Raw genomic sequence first — 18,857 nt, 5'->3', positions numbered from 1 at the left:
GGTCTTCCATCTGCACCCTTTCCACGAAACGAATGCCGCCGACCCGAAAGCCGGCAGCATCTCCGTGCGGTATATCGTACTACTTCAAGTCGGTCTTCAACCATTCGGAAAGCGGATTCGCCGCAAGGATGCTTTCCTTGGTCACATCCTCGTAGCCTTTTTTGCTTGCAGCTTTGAATATCGACTCCACCATCGTGTCGGTGTATGCGGTGTCCCAATCTGCAAGCTCGAATGCAGCGCGAACCGTTTTCTCATCGGCACCCATGCTGTCGGAACACCACGTGATGCACTCTTCCTGGTTGGCGGCATCGGACATGTAGTCCGTCGTCTTCGAAAGCGCCTTCATGAACTCCTTGATCGAGTCTTCCTTGGCATCGTAGACCTGCTTGGTGGTGATATAACAGGCAACGTCATAGGAGTTCGTATCGGCGTTCGATCCTATACGATAGGATCCGTCGATGCTCGCAAGCGCCGTGCTTGGATAGGGCTGACTCGCGGCCATCATATCGATGTCGGTTCCGGTCGAAAGCACGGTCGGCAGCGTATTCGCTTTGACATCTACCAAGGAAACCACACCATCGCCCTCGGTTGCATAATCGTTGAACGCGACACCCATGGCACCGAGCCAGGATTTGACGGCCGACTCGGTTGTCGCACCCTGTTGGACACCGAGTCTGATGGGCTCTCCGAGAGCGGCCGCGGCTGCCTCGAAGGAAGCCTTGACCTCGTCTTTATTGTCCTTGGACTTATCGTAGGCGACGATGGCCTTATCTCCGGTCAGATTGGGACCTGCAACCCATACCTGTGAGTCGGTATTGCAGTTCGTGCCTCCCAATACGACAATGTCATCGCCATACTGGCCGAGCGCATCGGCGACGGGTCCTTGACCGGTGGCGGCGATATCGGCAGAACCCGCCAACAGCGCTTCAACGGCCTGCTGCCCCGATCCACTTACCGTGAGCAGTTCGATATCGGGGGCCGCCTCCTCGAAGAAACCGGCCTTGTCGGCAACGATGACGGTCTCGTAGCCCGCCTTGTTCAAATACACGAGCGATAGAGGCTCAAAGCTTTGCTCGGCAGGCTCCTGCGAGCCTGGTTCAGCCGCCTTATCGGAGGACCCCGTGTCCTGAGCGCATCCCGCCAGCAATCCCAGTGCACATACGGTGGCGAACACAAGCGCCAACCACAGTCTCTTTTTCTTCATGTCTTTCTTCCCTCTTTCCCTTCCGTATTGTTTCTATTCCATCCACCATCCGACCGGACACGTGCCCGATGGTTAGAATCCACAGGTCGTCACGGGGAGCGCTTCGACTATCTCCCTGCGCAGAGCTTCGGCTTCAGCACAACCGGCCGAGCGGTCCAAACCCTCGGGAATCTTCCACTCCCCGATAATGCGTCCCGGTGTGTCCGAATACAGCACAACGCGCGTCGAGAGGAGCACGGCTTCGCTGATGCTATGGGTCACGAACACCACCGTCTTCCTCTTTTCCTTCCACAGCTCGACCAGACTCTGATCGAGTGCGATACGCGTCTGCTCATCGAGTGCCGAGAATGGCTCATCCATGAGGAACACCTCGGAATCCATGGCGAGCAGGCGGGCTATGGCGACGCGCTGCTTCATTCCACCCGAAAGGAGATTGGGACGGTGTTCGGCGTATTCGGCAAGACCCACAGCCGCAAGCGCTTCGTTTCGCGCAGTCAGACGCCGCTCTTTGGGCAGACCGCTCGAAACAAGCGCGTAGTCGACGTTTCCCGCCACGGTCAGCCAGGGAAGCAAGCTGTACTCTTGAAACACCACGCCCCTCTCAGGTCCCGGGGCAACGATCGTTTCGCCTTTGAAACACACCTCCCCAGCCGTCGGCGTTTCGAATCCCGCGATCAGGTTGAGCGTCACGGTCTTTCCGCAGCCGCTCGGACCGACGAGGCTTACGAACTCACCTTCCTCGATGGCGAGATCGACCTCGTCGAGCACGATGCGCGCCGAGGTCTTGGCACGGTCGGCATAGTAGGCTTTCGTCGCCGCCCTCAGTTCGATCAACGCCATCAGTAGCCCTCCTCCATGCCGAGTCGGTGCCTGACCGATCGCTCGATCGATGCGAGAAGGAGCCTGTCGACCGCAAGCCCGATGAGACAGATCACGACGATGCAGGCGAAGGAGCCGGTGTAGTCGAGCAGATCTCGGGTGAGCTCGATGGAGTAGCCGATCCCGAGTCCCGTACCCACCACCATCTCGGCCGCGATCAGAACACGCCACGCAGATGACATGCCCACGCGAAGCGCGTTGATGATCGACACCGATGCCTGAGGTATGAGCACGGTGAAGAATATGCGCAACCCACCGACTCCCATCATCCTGGCTGCCCTGATCATAACCTGCGGGACCATGCGGATTCCTCCCGCAACCCCCACGGTAACCACCATGGAAGACACGGCGAATATGATGAAGACGGCCGACTCGTCGCCGAGTCCGAACAGAAGAATCGCAATGGGAAGCCATGCGAGGCCGGGAATCATCTGAAACACCGAGACAGGCACCATGCCGATCGCGTAGAAACGCGTGAAGTATCCCAGCACCGAACCCAAAACGATGCCGAATATGGCCGCAAGGGAAAAGGCGATCACCAGCCGCTTGAGGCTTGCGAGGACATGTTCGATGAGCGAGTGCCCGTACAGCGATCTGTCTTCGAACAGATAGGATCCGAGACGATCGAAGGTATCGAGCGGCGTGGGAAAGGCAAGGGTGGAGGAAGCCGTCGTATTGAATACCGCGGCGAACAGCCACCATATCCCGATCACCAGCGCTACCCCAATCATAAGCGACAGAAGCATCTTCATCCGGTCGGCCCGTCGAGCGGAACCGACGGCGACCCGGCCCGTCTCATGGTCGGCTGTTGCGAGCGAACGCGCGATCCGGCGGTCTTCTGGACTTCTTCGAATGGACATCGAAGGCTACACCAGACTCCCGCCGCAGCTCGACCCGGAGCCGGCGGCACAGCTGTAGCAGACGGGGTTCGTTCTGACCGTACGCGATGCCAGGGGCTTCTCCGTGATGTCGGCTATGGTGGCGTCCCGGCCGTCGATGATCAGAGGCAGCCCGAGCACGTGGTTGCACTCGCAGTCGTAAAGCCTGCCGTCGACATCGACGTTCACCTGGTCGAGGCACATCATCCTCGTCACCGCAAGCGCGTTGAAGTTATCGGCCAGAAGCCTTAGGTACTCGTCCAGCATACCTGCCTCCATGAGGTCGGCGGCGAAGCGTCCGAGCGCGTAGTTGTTGAACGCGAGCAGGCTGTCGAACTCGATACCCTGTTCTTGGGCAAGCACGTGCTTGTACGCTTCCTCGACGAGCTCTTGGGGCGGAGGCAGAAACGGACCGGCCACGTTGTACACGATGTCGAGCGGCAGCGTCTCGTCGCTCCCGTACCCGAGCTCGTTGAGGCGTCTGATAGAAGCTACCGCTTTTGCGAACACGCCGCGCCCGCGCTGCGCGTCGGCACCGTCGCCGTTGTAGAACGGCAACGATATGACCACGCGCGATCTCGTTTCCGCGAATGCCTCCATGAGGTGCTCGTACTCGGGCTCGCACAGAAGCGTGCCGTTCGTGCGGACGATGGTGCTGCCGAGCTTCGCCCCCTCGCGGAGAAACCATTCGAAGTCGGGGTTGTATTCGGGAGATCCCCCCGTGATGTCGAGCACCGAAAAGCCGCCCGTCCGAAACGCCTCGAGGCAGTCTTCCATGATCGATCGCCCCATACGCTCGGCGCGCGAGGGGCCGCATTCGAGGTAGCAGTGCCGGCAAGCGAGGTTGCAGGCATAGCAAACATTGACCTGCATGGTCGAGGGTGCCGCATGGGCTCCGAGCAGCGTCGGCTCGCCCACCCGCTCGTCGAACGGGATGATGCCGCAGCGCTCGCACGCCCGCTCGAGCAGCGCAAGGTCAACCTTCTTCGCACCAGTGCGTATCTCGAGCGCCTCCTGCGCTCGGGCTGCGTCGAACCTTCCGCGGTGCCTGCCCGGCCGCGTTATCTCAAACGCCGCCCCGTAGCGCGACTGCTCAAGCATACGCGCCGTGTTTCCACTGATCGCACGTGGTTTTCCTTTGACGAACCGCGTCTCGACGTCAAAATCGAAGTAGCGCGGCACCTCGGGTATCGCACCCGTGTAGGTTGCGCTCTGCCCGAAGTCCTCTTCACCGTCCTCGAGGCCGCTCGCCTTGATAGCGCGCACGGTACGCGAAGTGAAACCAATGAAGCCGAGTTTGGTCTCAAGCGCGAAATCACCCACATGGATGTCGTCCACAGCCGTGAACGCGTAGCTCTCCCAGCCGTGTCTCGCCATCATGCGCCGGAAGTCTTCGAGATAGAGCGCGCCGCCCAAGCATTCTCCGCGCAGGACGGGATCGTCGCGCAGCGCAACGGGTATGCGGCGGTCGGAAAACACATCGGAGAAGTACAGTTCACCGCCGGGCTTGAGCACCCGGTATATCTCGGAGAACACGAGATCCTTGAACGGGGACAGGTTGATCACGCAGTTCGACACGACCACATCGATGCTCTCGTCGGCGATGCCGAGCGAGGCGAGGTCTTCGATGTAGCCGCACGCAAGCTCGACGTTCGACTCCGCGAACCCGAACCGCCTTGCCTGTTCTTCGCGGTAGCGCTCGGCTACGGCAAGCTGCTCGGGCGTCATATCGACGCCGATCACCCGGCCCGTCTCGCCGACGAGCTTAGAGATGACGAACACGTCGCGTCCGGTGCCGCAGCCCAGGTCGAGCACGGTCGCGCCCTCGAGGGCGGGCGGGATGGGCGATCCGCACCCGTAGAACCGCTCGACGATCTCGTCGGCGATGAGCCCCATGACATCGAGCACGTACTTCGGCGGCGCCTCGGTGGCGCAGCAGCACGCGTTGGTCTTCAGGTCGTCCGAGCTCCCGAGCACGCGCCCGTAGTANCAACCTGATCAGGGTCCGTTGCCTCCCCGCTCGGCCCAGTCCCCCCATTCGTCCCGTCTCCCTGCTTGCACGCCCGCCGTTGCCACGGCCTTCGTCCATCATGCCGAAGCACTCGGTGAACAGCACATGGCAGGCGAGGCCGTGCTTCTCCCCGATCGCCGCCAGGGCTTCGTCGACGATGGCGGCCATCGTCTCCGATTCGCATACCGCACGCGCGTTCACAACGATGGACATGGCCGTGTAGTCGTGCTCGAGCTTTCGCTCGTAATCGATGTCGTAGTCGACGCCCACAAGCGACGCCTTGACGAAATCCTCCCCCTCGCCTGCAGCGAACAGCTTCAGGTGCGGCACGTTGCGCTTCGCCTCGATGAGTCCGTCGCGAATGGCCTCCATGAAATCGTCGACGACTTCGTTGAAATCGATGTTCGCGTTGTCGGTGCGTTTGGCGAAAAAGCGGCGGTTGTACCAGCACATCTTCTCCTCGGCGGCGATGAATTCGGATGAACCGTAGCCTATCTCGCGATGCTCGGCTGCGGCAGCGTGGCTCATGAGGTAATCGACGACCGCGCCTGCGCCCTCGCCCGTCTTCGCCGACATGGCCATGATCGGAGTGTCAGGATAGGCGGTCCTGATGAACTCGACGTCGGCCGCAATCTCCTCTTCGCTCAGCATGTCGATCTTGTTGAGCACGATGAGGTCGGCTTCGGCCATCTGCGCGTCGAGCAGAAAGCGCATCTCCTCGGGCAGGTTGATGGTCGCGCGCTCGGGCAGGATCATGCGCAAGCGCTCGGGATCGACCACGCAGGTGAAGGGCATGAGGTCGAATTCGCCCGGATACTGATCTTTGAGTTTGAGATACACATGGTCGAGCGCGCCGATGCCGCACCCGGGGATGTCGGACATGATGACGTCGGCACCGCCTGCGGCCAGGCGATTGAGCTTGTCGACGAGGTTCTCGGTCTGGTAGCAGATGCAATCGCCGGCGATCTCGGTGATGGACAGGTCGGTCGTCGCCGTGTAATCGGCATCGACGAGGTTCTTCGCGCCGAGGTCGTTCGCGATGATGGCCGATTTTCCGTACTTTTCGTTGATTGCTCTGGAAAACGCGATCATCGAAGTCGTTTTTCCTGCGCCGAGAAATCCGCTCACCACCATGAATCTCGCTTTTGCCATTATTCGTCTCCTATCTGGCGCCAAGCGCCCTCGCCTTCCCGTCGCTACCGATTGCAGCTTTCGATGTAGTCCATGGTAAGCGGTACCTTTGCGCCGTCGCCCTTGCACAGCTGCGTGAAGCCCGCCTCGTAGAGCACCCGACGGCTCGCATCCATATCGAGGCCGCGGCTAGCCGAGGTGTCCGCTTCGGTATCGCGGGGGTTCACGCCGGTCTCGGCCGAGATGAGGTTCGCCCCCGAAAGGTAGCCCGCCTCGCACGGCTCATGGATGCCGATCCACGGAAGCTCGTCCATGTCGAGCAGGGCAAGGCACTGCACCGAGACGATCTGCGAAAGCTCGAAGTGGTTGATTTCGCCCTTGTCGGCGAACGGAGTTCCCGGCACGGCGATGCGCTTCATCGATCCGGTTTGGATGGACTGGAAGCGCTTGGTGAGAAACATCTTCTCGACAAGCTCGGCAGGCGTGTGCTCGGGACCGATCGGCTCGACGGCATCGAGTATCGCCAGGCCCGCGCGACGTGCGTTTTCCATCGTAGCGTAGCGCGCTTCGGGATCGAGTTTGGTATGGGTGCCCTCGCCCAGGCGGCAGATGTGGTAGACGCCCGAGGCTCCCGCCTCTTTCATCCTGCAGAAATCCTCGTAGCTCGTATCGCCCACGTTGGTGTAGATATTCGTTTCGGCGGGTGCGTGCTCGCGGGCGAGCCGGAGCACATGGAGGTAGTACTCGAGATCGTACTCATGCATGGCCATGAGCCACAGCCCGTACAGATCGCCGTCCTTGCAGAAACCGTCGACCTTCTCGACGATCTCCTCGTCGGTGAGGCGCATGGGAGCAAAGCCGGTCGTGCTCGCCGCAAACGAGCAGAAATCGCAATCGGCGGGACACGGCGAGCACTCGACGCCGATCTGCCCGAAGATGACGGCCGTGTTGTCGGTGCGGGCGCGCACGATGCTTGCCGCAGCCGCCCGAACGGAAAACGCCTCCGGCGAAGCCGCGCCGAACCCGAGCAGGTATACGCATTCCTCTTCGGTTGCCGCGTCCCCCGCATACGCCTTAGCAATGATCTCCACTACCCTCTTGTCCAGCTCCATGCGCTCACCGATCCTCGTCTGTCGATCCCTTAATTCGATAAGACTATGTATCTTATTTGTATATTGCTACTATAAGACATTATCCAGTACTAAATCAAGCAATCAGTTTCAAAATCCATTCGGACGGCATCTGCGAAGCGGATTCTGCTACCCTGATGAAACGGTCGTATGCGATGGCATGCCTGACAAACGAGGAGGACACCATGCCGCAGGGAACGCGCGATGCATCGTTTCGTTTTATGGAGCGTTTGGCCGAGCAGGGATTCGGCTACGCGGGAGCATACCTTGAGCAGGCTTGCCGATGCAGCGCGCTCATCGTCGGTCCCGACCGCGAATTGCTCTACCCCGCCGCGGTCATCGAGAACGGCTCCACTGGAAGTCCGGCCGATATCGCCGATCCCGGGCCAGATGAGGCTCGCTACCGCTTCGACGCATCGCACTGCCGCCTCACCTACTTCATTCCGCTCGGCCGCGCATCCGCGTCCATCGTGCTCGCTCCCGTAAGGAAAGCCTCGGTCGAAGAGACCGTCTCGATTCTCGACGAAGTGAGCGCTCCCCTCACCTACCATCTGGCAAGCTACCTCTCATCGCAACGCATGATCAGGGCCATGAAAGACGATGCTTCGGCCCGTCTTTTCGAGAACGGCGCGCGAGGGCTGGCCGATTACCTCGCGACCCGCCAACTGCAGATCGACGAAACCGGCTCCTACTTCATCACGATCACGCGGATCGGAGGCGGCAACCAGCGCTACGATTGGGCGTCAACCTCCGAATCGGTACGACAGTACCTGCGAGAACAGCACGCTTCCGACGTTATCGACATCGGCATCGACGAGGGGTTCATTCATATCTTCCCGAGCGATTACGCGGTCGATGACGAGGGCCGCAAGATGCCTCATCGCCACTTCTACGATCTCGCATACCACAAAGCGGTTCACGATCGCTACAACGGCATCGTCACCTCTATCGGCATCGGTCGCAGCTATCCGTTTGCCCAGCTCGGCACGAGTCTGAAGGAAGCGAAGGAAGCACTCGAGCTCGGATGGCTGCTCGGCAAGGAGGACGACATCATCCGCTACGCGCAGCTCGGCATCTTCGCCATTCTGCTCGACACCGACCACGACGCGCTGAGAAGCCACTGCGAACAGGCTCTCAAACCCGTCATCGACTTTGAAGCGGCGCACGGCACCCCGCTCATGAACACGCTCAGGCTCATGCTCGACCATTCGTTTCGCTGGACCGACGTTTCGAAGCTTCTGTTCATCCACGTGAACACGCTGCGCTACCGCATGGACAAGATTGCGGAACTGCTCGACTCCGACTTCTCGGAACAGGCCGTGCGGGCAAACTACTTCATCATCGTCAAGCTGTACGATCTGTTGAACAGCGAGCAGCAAAGCTCTTAGCCGCCAACAGCTCGCATCGGGGCGTCCGGTTGCCGGATCTCCTGCTCAAGAAGTTGTTTTGTAGGATCATACAAATAAAACCAGAGCTCGATCCACTAGCTCTCGGATTGAGATCATCGTAAGGTCTTCCCATGCACCGGCCGAACGGTTCGGCCGAGGAAAAGGGAGGAAGAATCATGGAAAACAAGGATACCAATCAGCGTGCATCCATCTCGCGCCGCAGCTTCTTGCAGGGTACAGGCATCGGTATGGCGAGCTTCGCCGCTCTGGGGCTGCTCGGCGGATGCGCCCCGGGAGCGCAGGGTGAAAGCGCCCCAGCCGGCACGGACCAGCAGCCGCAAGCAGGCTCCACTGATGCCGCCGGCGAGCTGGTCAAAACATGGACGGTCGAAAACGCACCCGCGCCCATCGCCGACGCCGACATCGTCGAGACGGTCGACGCAGACGTGGTGATCGTCGGGGCGGGCACGGCAGGCATCACCGCAGCGCTCACGGCTGTGCAGGAGGGTGCCAGCGTTGCCATCCTGCAAAACGAGGCGGTATTCATCAGCCATGGCTGGAGTACCGGAGCTATCAACTCGAAGTACCAGGCTTCCATCGGCGTCGAATACGACGTGGCCGAAGTGCAAGCGCACTACGCCAAGCTCAACGGCGGCAAGGCCGATGAGCGCGTGCTCAAGATTTTCATGGACAACAGCGGCGAAACCGTCGACTGGCTTATGGCCGAGACCGATGGCACCGTCGAGTTCGCGGGCATGATGGGCGAGCCGCCGTTCGCCCACGCATGGGTCGGCCAGCAGACCGCCATGCTCGAAGCCATCCTCGACAAGGCTGTCGAAGGCGGCGCCCAGGTTTACTACAACACCGAAGGCGTACAGCTCGTCAAGGAAGGCGATCGCGTGACGGGCGTCATCGGCAACCGCACCAAGGGAGACCCCAAGGGATACGTCAAGTTCAATGCAGGCAAGGGCGTATTGCTCGCCACGGGCGACTACGGCAACGACCCCGAGATGGTCAAGGCGTTCGCACCGTTCTGCGTCGATCTCCCCAACACCTACTTCCCCGCCTCCAATACCGGCGGCGGGCACAAGATGGCCATGTGGGCAGGCGCCTCGATCGATAAGCCGGCCCATGCGCCGATGATCCACTTCGACCCGAGCCCGTTGCCCGAAGGCGACGCACCGCTCTCCGGCACCCCGTGGCTTGCGGTCAACAAGCTGGGGCAGCGTTTCCAGAACGAAGACACCGACTACCCTTACATCGTCAACCAGTGCATCCTGCAACCCGAAAGCACCCGGTTCCAGATCACCGATGCCAATTGCAGCCAGCACTGGAACGATTTCGGCGGCGATTTCATGCGCTGGACCGTTTCGGGAGACAACCAGGCGGAATGGGACGACGCCCTCGAGCGCGGCGCCATCATGAAAGCCGATTCCCTCGAAGAGCTCGCCGATATGATGGGCGTGCCGAAAGACGACTTCCTCAAGACCGTCGAGCGCTACAACGCGCTGGTCGACAAAGGCGAGGACGAGGATTTCGGCAAGAACCCCGATTACCTCAAGATCTCGAAGATCGAGAAAGCGCCGTTTTACGCCATCAAACGCGTGCCGGGCGTGCTCACGATCTTAGGCGGCCTCCACGTGAACCAGAACCTGCAGGTGCTCGACCTCGAAGAGCAGCCGATCGAGGGACTGTACGCCGCCGGTAACGTATCGGGCAACTTCTTCGGCAACGACTACCCGCTCTGGCTCGGCGCCGCCAGCTGCGGACGCGCCGTCACCTTCGGCCGCTACGCTGCGAAGAGCATGCTGGGATAGGATTCGATACCGAGCATCAAACGACAATACGGGCCCACGGCATCCATTACGTGGGCCCGTGCTCATTGCAGCCAAAGCGTGCCTCCGGCAAAACGCACGATCGCATGAACTTCCACTCCCTCATATACTAAAATGGAATCCTATACATTCTGCGGTATTCGGGGGTAGCCTTTGAAACTCAATCTGCACACCATCGCCCACGAACTCGACGATATCGTTATCGGCGAGATCATCGGTTCCGACCCCAACAAACCGAGCATCGAATATCCCGTCTTGTTCAGCGTAAACGAGTATCATTTCTACAACAACGTCCTGTATGTAACCATCGACAAACATCTTGAGGAAGCGAAAGACCGCGTTCAGCGATACCTCAGCCGGAACCCGAACCTTTCCTTCTCCTGCATCTGCATCGGCACGCCGCCGAGTTATACGGGCGCGATACCGAACTGCGATATCGCCTGGGTCGATTCGAGCCAGAGCCGTACCCGCCTGTTCAATACGATCCAGAAGATATTCCAGCGCTTTACCTCATGGGAGCGGGGACTCGAAGAGATCGTCAACGGCGGCGGGGGCCTATCCGACCTCGTCAATGCGAGCCTCGGCATCTTCAAGAACGACATCTGCATCACCGATCAGTTCAGCCGCGTCCTCGTCCATCGGGTCTACCGTACCGGACAGCTGCTGCGCGAACAGACCGACCAGATCGAGGAGGGCAAGTACCTGCCGAAGAACATGGTGTTCGATGGGGTGCTCGACGAGCAAGGGGGCATGGATTTCTCTTCCCAAGAGCCAACGTTCGCAACGATGCACGCATTTCGCTGCACCGTGCTGAGATCGACCATCAAGGTCTCGCAAGGATACTCTCTCATCCTCTCGGTCCACTCGAATTACCAAGAGATCGGCCCTTACGATTGCGCCCCCCTCCTTGTTTTTGCGGCTACGATCAAAAAGCTCTATTCGTCGTACGGGATACTCGACAGCAACGAGCGCTACGTCGACGTGCGCGCGACGATGCGATCGTTCATACAGGGTAAAAACGTTCCCGATTCCATGCTCATCCAATGCGCTATCGCGTTCGATTGGAGCAGGGAAACCGACGAATTCCTCTGCCTCTGCATCGATTTCATACCCACCATGCGCGTCGAAGACGGCATTCTCATGAAGCCCCTCGCTTCGGTATGCAACCGTATCCAGGATTGCTTCGACTGCTTGGCATTCATCCTCGAAAACCGAATCGTCGTTGTCGTGAACTGCACTCGCTCGAATATGACCGAAGAAGACCTTCTCGACCAGACCGAGCAGTTCGCGCACGAGTACGGTCTCGCCATCGGCGCAAGCTCGTTGTACCCGGGAATAAAAAGCCTGCCCGGAAGCTACCGTCAAGCGATCGCCGCCCTCGAAAAAAGCTACGCGGAGCAAAGCGAGCGCATCGTCCGCTTCGAGGACAACACGCTCGAAATCGGCATGAGCTATATCCTCAACGAGATGAACCCCGAACGATTCTGCCCGAAGGCGCTGGTCTCCCTCGCCCGATCCGAGCCAGAACTGTACCGATCGCTCGACGCCTACCTCAAGGCGAACTGCAATTCGAGCATGGCGAGCAAGGCGCTCTCCCTCCAGAGGAACAGCTTCGTCTACCGCCTCGAAAAGATAAAGAGACTTCTCGGCATGGACTTGGAAGACCCCGACGTGCGACTGCTCTTGAACATATCGTTCAAGCTTATCGACCTGTACGGTCTCGAGAACCTGCAAGACCGCTGAGCCGAGGTCATCGATCGCAAATCCGCGCGCAAACCTCCCGGGCAAGATCGTCGATGGTCTTCACGGCTCCCGATGTCCTTGCGTCGAATCGGATGCCGAGGCCCTTCTGCAGAGCCATTATAAGCAGTACTTTTTTCGTCGATGCCGAAGACGCACCGGCACACACCGATGAAACATCCTGCAAAGCCTCTTTCCGATGGTTCGCAAGCAGCTTATCGACACTCGCTTTCGAAAGAGCGGCGATGTCTTCGCTTCCCATCTCATCGTCGGCAAGGAGGAACTTGTAGCCGATATACGCTTTCAACAGCGCATGGACGGCATCTCGGTCACACCCGGCTTGTGCAATCTGCTCGAGGCATGTGTACGCCAGCTCGTTTGAACGAGCTATCGTTTCTTTCAGCGATTCGCCCATGGTTCACCCCAATCGGGACGCGCCCGCTCGAGCGCGTCCCGTCCTGTCCTTTACGCAACGACAACATCCATACCCAGAACATGGGCAAGGGCCGTCATATCATCGACATAGTCGCCGTACACCATGGCAAGGTGGTTTCCGAACGTCAGTTGCTTTTCGTAGAAATCCCTCTGATCATCTACCTTGAAGACGACCTCCCCGTTGCAGTTGTGCAGATTGTAACCGCCGTCGCAAACGATCGTTCCACGACCGATGAACATGCGCTCTCCATCGGGCGCTATGCGGCACAACGTTATCCGCTGGCCCTCATCGGCATTGAAGTTATACCGAAATACGGCACCGAAGCCCTTGTCTTCCGAGAAGTGGCGCAGCGCATACGGACCGTCTTTTTCGGGATCCCTCATGCGGTTGTGGGGAACCGAATGATGGATGACGTAAAGAGAACCCTCGTTGGCCTCGAGCTTCGGCATATCCTCTTCTTCGACTCCGAGCGGCGTAACCCACTCGCCGCCTTCCTTGATAACGGGAAACGTATTGCCCATATACGGATTCATTCCCGTCATGGCGATAAGAGCCTGCTGCGAGGCGACGGTGCACGTATCGAACTCGCACGAAGAGGGAATGCCCTGGCGCATGAGGAGCGAATGGGTAAAGCAGAACGTAAATCCCTGCTCATGGAGCCTCCGCGTCGAACACGAATCGGGGCAGGGAGCCGTAAACCCGTTGCAATCGAGCCGGCACATCTGCTTTTTCACCGTGAGGTAGGCGATGACGGAGTTAAGCACCCACCGTCGCTCGACATCGACTTCGCAAGCGTCGGCGATAAGCTCGTCGGTGAGCCTTTCAGCCTCAGCCATGTCCTCGTCGGTGATGTCCCACGTATCGCGACCAGGCGTGGTTGGATTTCCGCCTGCAACGGCAGGCGACATCTGGTCGAGCAGTTCGTGGAGATTGATGGGTTTGAAGCGAATGCCGAGTTTCTCGGTGATCGCCGTCTGATCGGGAAACGCATCGACCGAGCTCATCGAGACCGATGAGCTGAACCGTACAGGAAGGAGGATGCGCGTGTTCCCGATAACCTTTCGCGCACGAAGCACTTCGAGCTGCTTGGACAGATCGGCCCAATTCCTGAACCCGTAGAATTCGTAGTCTTTATCGCGGGCTGCAAGCGCTGCGCCGATCGACGTGGCTGAACAGGGATTGATGTATTCGGGTTCGACGCAGCACGGCTTGCCGAAACGTTCGGCGAACTCGACGACGAGTCCGTCGAGGCCTAAAAACGAATGGAAGATGTAGAAATCGGCTTCGGCTGTGGTCCTGCCGATCTCCTCCCACATGGACTCCTCGTCATCCCAGTTATCCGTCCTGGTAAACCGCAGGGGCTCCATAACGTTGACACAAGACGGAAGACGCGTCGCCATGTCTTCCGTAAACGTATTCCACCATTCCTCGTTTCGCAGAAGATCGAACTCCGGCTCGAGCTGATCGCCGACACCGCTGCGACACGGTCCCTCGTAGCGGTACAGGTGCTTGATTTCGAAGAAGATGGGCTGAACATTGAGTACGATATCTTGAGCTCGCGTAATCATGACGCGCAATCCCCCTTTTCGGTAGGTTGAAACATGCCCGATTGTAGGAATATGAACGCGTCCTTCGTGCCGGAGTCGTCTGCGCCCCAGCCTTTCCTCGGCCTTATGATAGCGCGGCATTGCCGGCAAACGCCAACACCCATTGGCTGTATGATCCAACTTTCAATCCCAAGGTATATAGTCCGCTGCATACTCTGAGTACTAACTTATCGCAGATGAGGAAAACCATACTTGCCGCCGCCCCGCCCTTCGGCAAAGATAGGGCATGGGGAAAGGACGCTCATGGAAATCAGGCAGCTCGAGTATTTTCTCAAAGCGGGCGAACACAAAAATCTTTCGGCGGCGGCTCGAGAGCTCTTCATCACCGAACAAGCGCTTTCGAAATCGATCGTCGCCCTTGAAAAGGAATTCGGGTTCTCGCTGTTCGTCCGAGACCGAAAAGGCGTTGCGCTCACCCCTGCCGGCGAAACGATGCGGTGCATTGCCGCCGAAGCGGTAGACGAAGTCGTCCAGCTCAAACGCACGGCAGCGAAGATTAGGGAAGGGCATGACGCCCAGCCGATCAGAATCGGTTTCTTCGAGGGGTTTCTCGGCGGCGACGAGGCGCCGCTGTCGACCGAGATGCTCATTGCATTCCAGAACGACCACCCCGAGATCGCCCTCCACATCTTCGAGGACACCAACGAGCGCATTCGTAAGATGACCTGCGAGAAAGAGCTCGATTTGGGCGTCTTCTCAGGCGAGGTGCCTGCCACCTGCTGCAGCATCACGCTGCACGAACTCCGTATCGATCTCGCCGTCGCCCGCGCAAGCGCGNAGAACTTTCCCCTAGGCTCGCACGACTCCTGCCGACAACCTCACCCGTATCAGGTGATTGTGAAACGCACCCGATCCTTCCGATGACTTTTCCTCCGTGTCGCCGCATGGTGAAAGCAGCCTCATCGGCCAAGCGATCCTTTGCGAAGCCGCCATGCCCATCGACAGGTGCAACGCCAAGCACGTCGATCGAGAGAGAGCCGCAATCCTCAGATTCCATCCCGAAGAGGAGATCATCCGGCCGCTCGTATCGGTTGCCTGGTCGAACGAAAAGGGAATCTCGTCGAACCACTACAAGATAACCGATCTGCTCCGCGCGCGGTTCAATCGCACGCGCGCCTTCGTCTAAGCCCGACCAGAGCGGCTGAGAACCATAGCCCGGGCATCAGCCCTTCTCGCCGACGAGCGCTATGTCGAACGTCAGATCCTTCCCGGCAAGGGGATGGTTGAAATCGATGGTCGCGATGCCTTCGTTCACCTCGAGTACCCTGGCAGGAAAACGCATATCGCCCTCATCGACGAAGTAAAACAGTTTGCCGACCTCGATATCCTTCGCGTTCGGGATCGCATACATGGGACCGTGTTCGATCCTGCCTTCGTCGTATTCGCCGTACGCCTCGCGGGCGGGTACGACCACTGTCGTACGGTCGCCGACGTTCATATGCAGAACCGCTTCGTCGAACCCGTGTATGACCGTACCCGATCCCACCACGAACTCGAGCGGCTCGATCCCCTCGGTACTGTCGAACACCGTACCGTCGTCGAGCCTTCCAACGTACTCGACAACTGCCGTCTTCCCATAGCTCGTCATCGTCTCGCTCCTTTCGGTTTTCTGCGCAAGGTCCGCCGGGGGCCCGCAAGCCCCCGGCGCGAAAGCGCGCGATGCGCATCGACCTTATTGCGCCGTACCCGCTTTCGGTACGAAAATCGCGTACTTGCTCTTGCCGTCGAAATTGGCAACCAGTTCGTCGACCGGCCCGTACTGCATGACCAGGCTCTGGCAATGCTTCACGCACAACGGCTTTTTGCCTTTTGCCGTGCGCTCGGCGCAAAGGTTGCATTGGTCGGTCGGCACCGGCACGAAATCGTACTGGTAATCGTCACCGCCGATATGCCAGGGGCCGATCTTCTGGATCTTGATGCCCCAACGGTCGACCGGCAGATCGTGCTCCATCTGGCAAGAGACTTCGCACGAATGGCAGCCTGTGCAAAACTCGTAATTGATCAGCAGGCCGTAGGCTTGTTCGTTCGCCATTTACACCAACTCCTCGTTCATCGCAAAGCGCTCGACGATCTTGTCCATGTCGGTGTCGCCGATGATCTCTTCGGGTTCGCACGGGTAAACGCGGCACATGTGCGACTTGCAGTTGTTTCCGAAACCGCTCTCGCCGCAGCCCGCTTCGATGATGACGTTGGCGTTCGACACGTACGTGTCGTAACACCCCGCACCCTCGTCTTCGGGATTGCGCTCGGGGAACCACCAGGCATGGTCGAGCGAAATGGTCGATGGATCCAAAACAGGCTGCACGTTGGCTTTGAGCTGCACGCGGCCGAGATGGTTTTCGATCCAGCACCAGTCGCCCTGCTTGACGCCGTAGCGCTCGGCGGTTTCGGGAGCGATTTCGAACTCGGGATTCGGATGAAGCGCCCGCAGGTGGGGGATCTGGCGATGCTCCGAATGGAACGACGCCCACTGACGCGCACCCGTCGTCATGATAAGCGGATACTTCTCGAGGTACTCGTCTCGATCGAAGCGCTCCGGAACTTGATTGGGGCTGTACGGGGGTTCGGCGTAGTGCGGCACCGGCTTCTGCCCCCACTGCCCGAACAGCGTCGAATACAGCTCGATGCGACCCGTCGGCGTGTTGAAGCCGAGATTGCCGTCGGGGCGCTGCTCGCCCGTACGGAATTTCTCGTAATGGTACTCGGGGTAGATCCAGTTCTCCTCGCGAGCCTCCTCGAACGACATGCCCGTTTCCTTCATCGTAAAGGTGAAGAACTCCTCGAGCGTCTCGCCGGGCCACAGCGTATCGTTCCACTGGCGACCGAGCTCCCAGCATATCTCCATGTCGGATTTGCTCTCGCCGAGCGCTTGGCAAGCCTTGTTCGTCGTTTGCACATGGTAGTATATCGAACGGATGCCGTTGCGCTCTGGATACATGCATACCGGCAGAAACACGTCGCAACACGCCTGCGCCGTCGGCGTCATGAACGGATCGACCATAACGTTGAACTCGGCGTTCTTGTATGCCTGCTCCATGCGCGTGTTGGGCTCCTGCGCCGTGCACGAAAGCGGATTGGTCGACTGGATCCAGTTCGCGCGGATCTTGTACGGACGGTTCGTCAGCATCTGATCGACGGTCATATCCGCCTGCGTCAGCACCACGCCCGAATACTTGAGCGCGGGGAAATCTTCGCCGCCGATGCGCGTCTTCTGCTCTTCGATGGTCAGGCATTCGGCCGGATCGGGCGGATTCCACGTTTGGATGTTAAAGGGCTGGTGCACCGTCACCATGCCGCCGGGGATATCGATCTGCCCCGTAATGGACCACAGATCGACGACGGCTGCAGATCCCGCCAAGCACTCCATGGTCATATCGAGCGCGAGGCCCCATTGGACCGAAGTGGGTTTTTCGGCCATCATCCGTGCTGCGCGGGCAATCTTCTCCTCGGGGATCCACGTCACTTCGGCGGCGCGCTCGAGCGTCCACTCGCGCGTAGCCTCGTAGTACTCCTCGAACCCGTAGCACCAGGATTCCACGAACTCATAATCGTACAGATCGTTTTCCACGATGTACTTGCCCATGGCGAGCGCAAGCGCCGAGTCGGTGCCGCAGCGAATCTGCAGCCACAGATCGGCTTTTGCGGCGAGCCAGGTCAGCTTCGGGTCGACGACCACGAGCTTGCTGCCGCGCTTCATGCAATCGACCACCCAGTGACCGAGGTTGCCGTCGGCGTTCGACACGAGCGGATTGTTCCCCCATACGAAGATGTTCTTCGGCGGCACCCATCCCTCGTGTTCGTAGCGATCGAAGTGGTTCTGCGAGCAGTCCGGGACGCAGTATGTGCCCATAAGCACGTTGCACGCCGCCACGCGCGGTACGTAGCAGCTGTTGCCCGAGAGCATGTAGGCGTACTGGACCGATCCGAACGCGTACTGCAAGCGCGTCATATAGGGAGCCGTCCCTCGCCCCGTCCCCAGGTGGAACACCACGGATTTCGCCCCTGACTCCGCTTTGATCGCGTCGAACTTGCTCTTGATCAACGCGTACGCCTCGTCCCACGTGACGCGCTCCCACTTATCGGCTCTTCCACGGTCTTTCGGATCGCGCTTCATCGGGTAGAGCACGCGGTCGGGATGGTACACCGCCTCTTTGAGCGCGATGCAGCGCGCGCACAGACGGCCCTGGTAGTAGGGGCTCTCCTCGTCGCCCTCCACTTTGACGAACTTGCCCGTCTCCTTATCGGTATAGACGATAACTCCGCAGCCGTCGTGGCAGCCGGGAGCCGCCCACGCGCCGGTGCGCGTGGCGATCATGCCGTCTTCCTCCCATTGCCACGGCAGGTCGCCGCCGGTGTATTTGACCGGCGGCTCGCGGAAGAAGTCAGGGCGCACCTCGTTCGTGCCGCCCTGCTCCACCTCCATTTCGATGCGTTTAACCATACCTTTCTCCTCTCGTCGCCCTCAAGTATCTGCAATCGTTGCACCGCACGTCCTGCGGCTGCCAAGCAACCAGATCGCTTCTATCGCACCGCCTGAAACATCTGCCGCGCAATGCCCCGTACGCACCCGTGCGGCACCGCGCGGCGCGGTGGCCGCCTCGACCCGACGCTTGGTCTA

Annotated in this window: 16 protein-coding genes; 5 read left to right on the top strand and 11 right to left on the bottom strand. The window is 59.5% G+C overall.

Going from position 1 to position 18,857, the window contains the following annotated elements; translation table 11 throughout:
* Positions 1-79: 79 nt before the first annotated feature.
* The 6 genes from C1722_RS01370 to C1722_RS01345 all read right to left on the bottom strand — a co-directional run bounded on the left by C1722_RS01370 (position 80) and on the right by C1722_RS01345 (position 7,215).
* The gene (locus C1722_RS01370) at positions 80-1,204 is read right to left on the bottom strand and encodes an ABC transporter substrate-binding protein (RefSeq protein WP_102377674.1); all 1,125 of its coding nucleotides are present in this window, start codon (positions 1,202-1,204) and stop codon (positions 80-82) included.
* Between the two features lie 72 nt (positions 1,205-1,276).
* Positions 1,277-2,044: an ABC transporter ATP-binding protein gene (locus C1722_RS01365; protein ID WP_102377673.1), complete on the bottom strand. Its 768-nt coding sequence runs from the start codon at positions 2,042-2,044 to the stop codon at positions 1,277-1,279.
* Positions 2,044-2,835 carry an ABC transporter permease gene (locus tag C1722_RS01360; protein WP_180994978.1) on the bottom strand — a complete coding sequence of 264 codons (792 nt, stop codon included), beginning with the start codon at positions 2,833-2,835 and terminating at the stop codon, positions 2,044-2,046. The genes C1722_RS01365 and C1722_RS01360 overlap by 1 nt, the downstream gene beginning before the upstream one ends.
* A 114-nt stretch (positions 2,836-2,949) precedes the next feature.
* Positions 2,950-4,836, bottom strand: coding sequence for an arsenosugar biosynthesis radical SAM (seleno)protein ArsS (gene arsS, locus C1722_RS01355; RefSeq protein WP_244902546.1), 1,887 nt, complete (start codon positions 4,834-4,836; stop codon positions 2,950-2,952).
* On the bottom strand, positions 4,727-6,106 hold the full coding sequence (locus C1722_RS01350) for a GTP-binding protein (RefSeq protein ID WP_425319355.1): 1,380 nt from the start codon (positions 6,104-6,106) through the stop codon (positions 4,727-4,729). Before C1722_RS01350 ends, arsS begins: the two co-directional genes overlap by 110 nt.
* Positions 6,107-6,168: 62 nt before the next feature.
* Positions 6,169-7,215, bottom strand: a complete 1,047-nt coding sequence (locus tag C1722_RS01345) for a radical SAM protein (RefSeq protein WP_102377670.1) — start codon at positions 7,213-7,215, stop codon at positions 6,169-6,171.
* Positions 7,216-7,418: 203 nt separating this feature from the next.
* Between C1722_RS01345 and C1722_RS01340 the strand changes: the two genes are divergently transcribed.
* The 3 genes from C1722_RS01340 to C1722_RS01330 all read left to right on the top strand — a co-directional run bounded on the left by C1722_RS01340 (position 7,419) and on the right by C1722_RS01330 (position 12,199).
* Positions 7,419-8,621 (top strand): PucR family transcriptional regulator, encoded by a 1,203-nt coding sequence (locus tag C1722_RS01340; protein WP_180994977.1) that lies wholly within the window; start codon positions 7,419-7,421, stop codon positions 8,619-8,621.
* Positions 8,622-8,797: 176 nt separating this feature from the next.
* A complete protein-coding gene (locus C1722_RS01335; protein WP_180994976.1) occupies positions 8,798-10,438 on the top strand; it encodes an FAD-dependent oxidoreductase in 1,641 nt (546 codons plus the stop codon).
* Positions 10,439-10,609: 171 nt separating this feature from the next.
* The gene (locus tag C1722_RS01330) at positions 10,610-12,199 is read left to right on the top strand and encodes a PucR family transcriptional regulator (RefSeq protein WP_102377667.1); all 1,590 of its coding nucleotides are present in this window, start codon (positions 10,610-10,612) and stop codon (positions 12,197-12,199) included.
* A 7-nt stretch (positions 12,200-12,206) separates the two neighbouring features.
* On the opposite strand, the gene C1722_RS01325 is transcribed toward C1722_RS01330, so the two are convergent.
* Positions 12,207-12,611 carry a hypothetical protein gene (locus C1722_RS01325; RefSeq protein WP_102377666.1) on the bottom strand — a complete coding sequence of 135 codons (405 nt, stop codon included), beginning with the start codon at positions 12,609-12,611 and terminating at the stop codon, positions 12,207-12,209.
* A 50-nt stretch (positions 12,612-12,661) separates the two neighbouring features.
* The gene (locus C1722_RS01320; RefSeq protein WP_102377665.1) at positions 12,662-14,200 is read right to left on the bottom strand and encodes a fucose isomerase; all 1,539 of its coding nucleotides are present in this window, start codon (positions 14,198-14,200) and stop codon (positions 12,662-12,664) included.
* Between the two features lie 282 nt (positions 14,201-14,482).
* Between C1722_RS01320 and C1722_RS01315 the strand changes: the two genes are divergently transcribed.
* Both C1722_RS01315 and C1722_RS01310 read left to right on the top strand, forming a co-directional pair.
* Positions 14,483-15,103: a LysR family transcriptional regulator gene (locus tag C1722_RS01315; RefSeq protein ID WP_102377664.1), complete on the top strand. Its 621-nt coding sequence runs from the start codon at positions 14,483-14,485 to the stop codon at positions 15,101-15,103.
* A 67-nt stretch (positions 15,104-15,170) separates the two neighbouring features.
* On the top strand, positions 15,171-15,365 hold the full coding sequence (locus C1722_RS01310) for a hypothetical protein (RefSeq protein WP_146040576.1): 195 nt from the start codon (positions 15,171-15,173) through the stop codon (positions 15,363-15,365).
* Between the two features lie 36 nt (positions 15,366-15,401).
* Here C1722_RS01310 and C1722_RS01305 read toward each other — a convergent pair whose 3' ends face one another.
* From C1722_RS01305 to C1722_RS01295, 3 genes are all read right to left on the bottom strand, one after another.
* A complete protein-coding gene (locus tag C1722_RS01305) occupies positions 15,402-15,827 on the bottom strand; it encodes an FKBP-type peptidyl-prolyl cis-trans isomerase (protein WP_102377662.1) in 426 nt (141 codons plus the stop codon).
* Positions 15,828-15,911: 84 nt separating this feature from the next.
* The gene (locus tag C1722_RS01300; protein WP_102377661.1) at positions 15,912-16,271 is read right to left on the bottom strand and encodes a 4Fe-4S dicluster domain-containing protein; all 360 of its coding nucleotides are present in this window, start codon (positions 16,269-16,271) and stop codon (positions 15,912-15,914) included.
* Complete coding sequence (locus tag C1722_RS01295; protein ID WP_102377660.1) at positions 16,272-18,680, bottom strand: molybdopterin-dependent oxidoreductase; 2,409 nt, start codon at positions 18,678-18,680, stop codon at positions 16,272-16,274.
* Between the last annotated feature and the right edge of the window lie 177 nt (positions 18,681-18,857).

Source organism: Raoultibacter timonensis (assembly GCF_900240215.1).
Lineage (GTDB): Bacteria > Actinomycetota > Coriobacteriia > Coriobacteriales > Eggerthellaceae > Raoultibacter > Raoultibacter timonensis.
The sequence above is the reverse complement of the archived record's forward strand: the minus strand, read 5'-3'. Positions and strand labels throughout refer to the sequence as shown.

Coding starts and splice junctions, on each gene's coding strand:
- C1722_RS01370 (WP_102377674.1), bottom strand. CDS start 1,204: ATGAAGAAAAAGAGACTGTGGTTGGCGCTTGTGTTCGCCACCGTATGT.
- C1722_RS01365 (WP_102377673.1), bottom strand. CDS start 2,044: ATGGCGTTGATCGAACTGAGGGCGGCGACGAAAGCCTACTATGCCGAC.
- C1722_RS01360 (WP_180994978.1), bottom strand. CDS start 2,835: ATGAAGATGCTTCTGTCGCTTATGATTGGGGTAGCGCTGGTGATCGGG.
- C1722_RS01345 (WP_102377670.1), bottom strand. CDS start 7,215: ATGGAGCTGGACAAGAGGGTAGTGGAGATCATTGCTAAGGCGTATGCG.
- C1722_RS01340 (WP_180994977.1), top strand. CDS start 7,419: ATGCCGCAGGGAACGCGCGATGCATCGTTTCGTTTTATGGAGCGTTTG.
- C1722_RS01335 (WP_180994976.1), top strand. CDS start 8,798: ATGGAAAACAAGGATACCAATCAGCGTGCATCCATCTCGCGCCGCAGC.
- C1722_RS01325 (WP_102377666.1), bottom strand. CDS start 12,611: ATGGGCGAATCGCTGAAAGAAACGATAGCTCGTTCAAACGAGCTGGCG.
- C1722_RS01320 (WP_102377665.1), bottom strand. CDS start 14,200: ATGATTACGCGAGCTCAAGATATCGTACTCAATGTTCAGCCCATCTTC.
- C1722_RS01310 (WP_146040576.1), top strand. CDS start 15,171: ATGCCCATCGACAGGTGCAACGCCAAGCACGTCGATCGAGAGAGAGCC.
- C1722_RS01305 (WP_102377662.1), bottom strand. CDS start 15,827: ATGACGAGCTATGGGAAGACGGCAGTTGTCGAGTACGTTGGAAGGCTC.
- C1722_RS01300 (WP_102377661.1), bottom strand. CDS start 16,271: ATGGCGAACGAACAAGCCTACGGCCTGCTGATCAATTACGAGTTTTGC.
- C1722_RS01295 (WP_102377660.1), bottom strand. CDS start 18,680: ATGGTTAAACGCATCGAAATGGAGGTGGAGCAGGGCGGCACGAACGAG.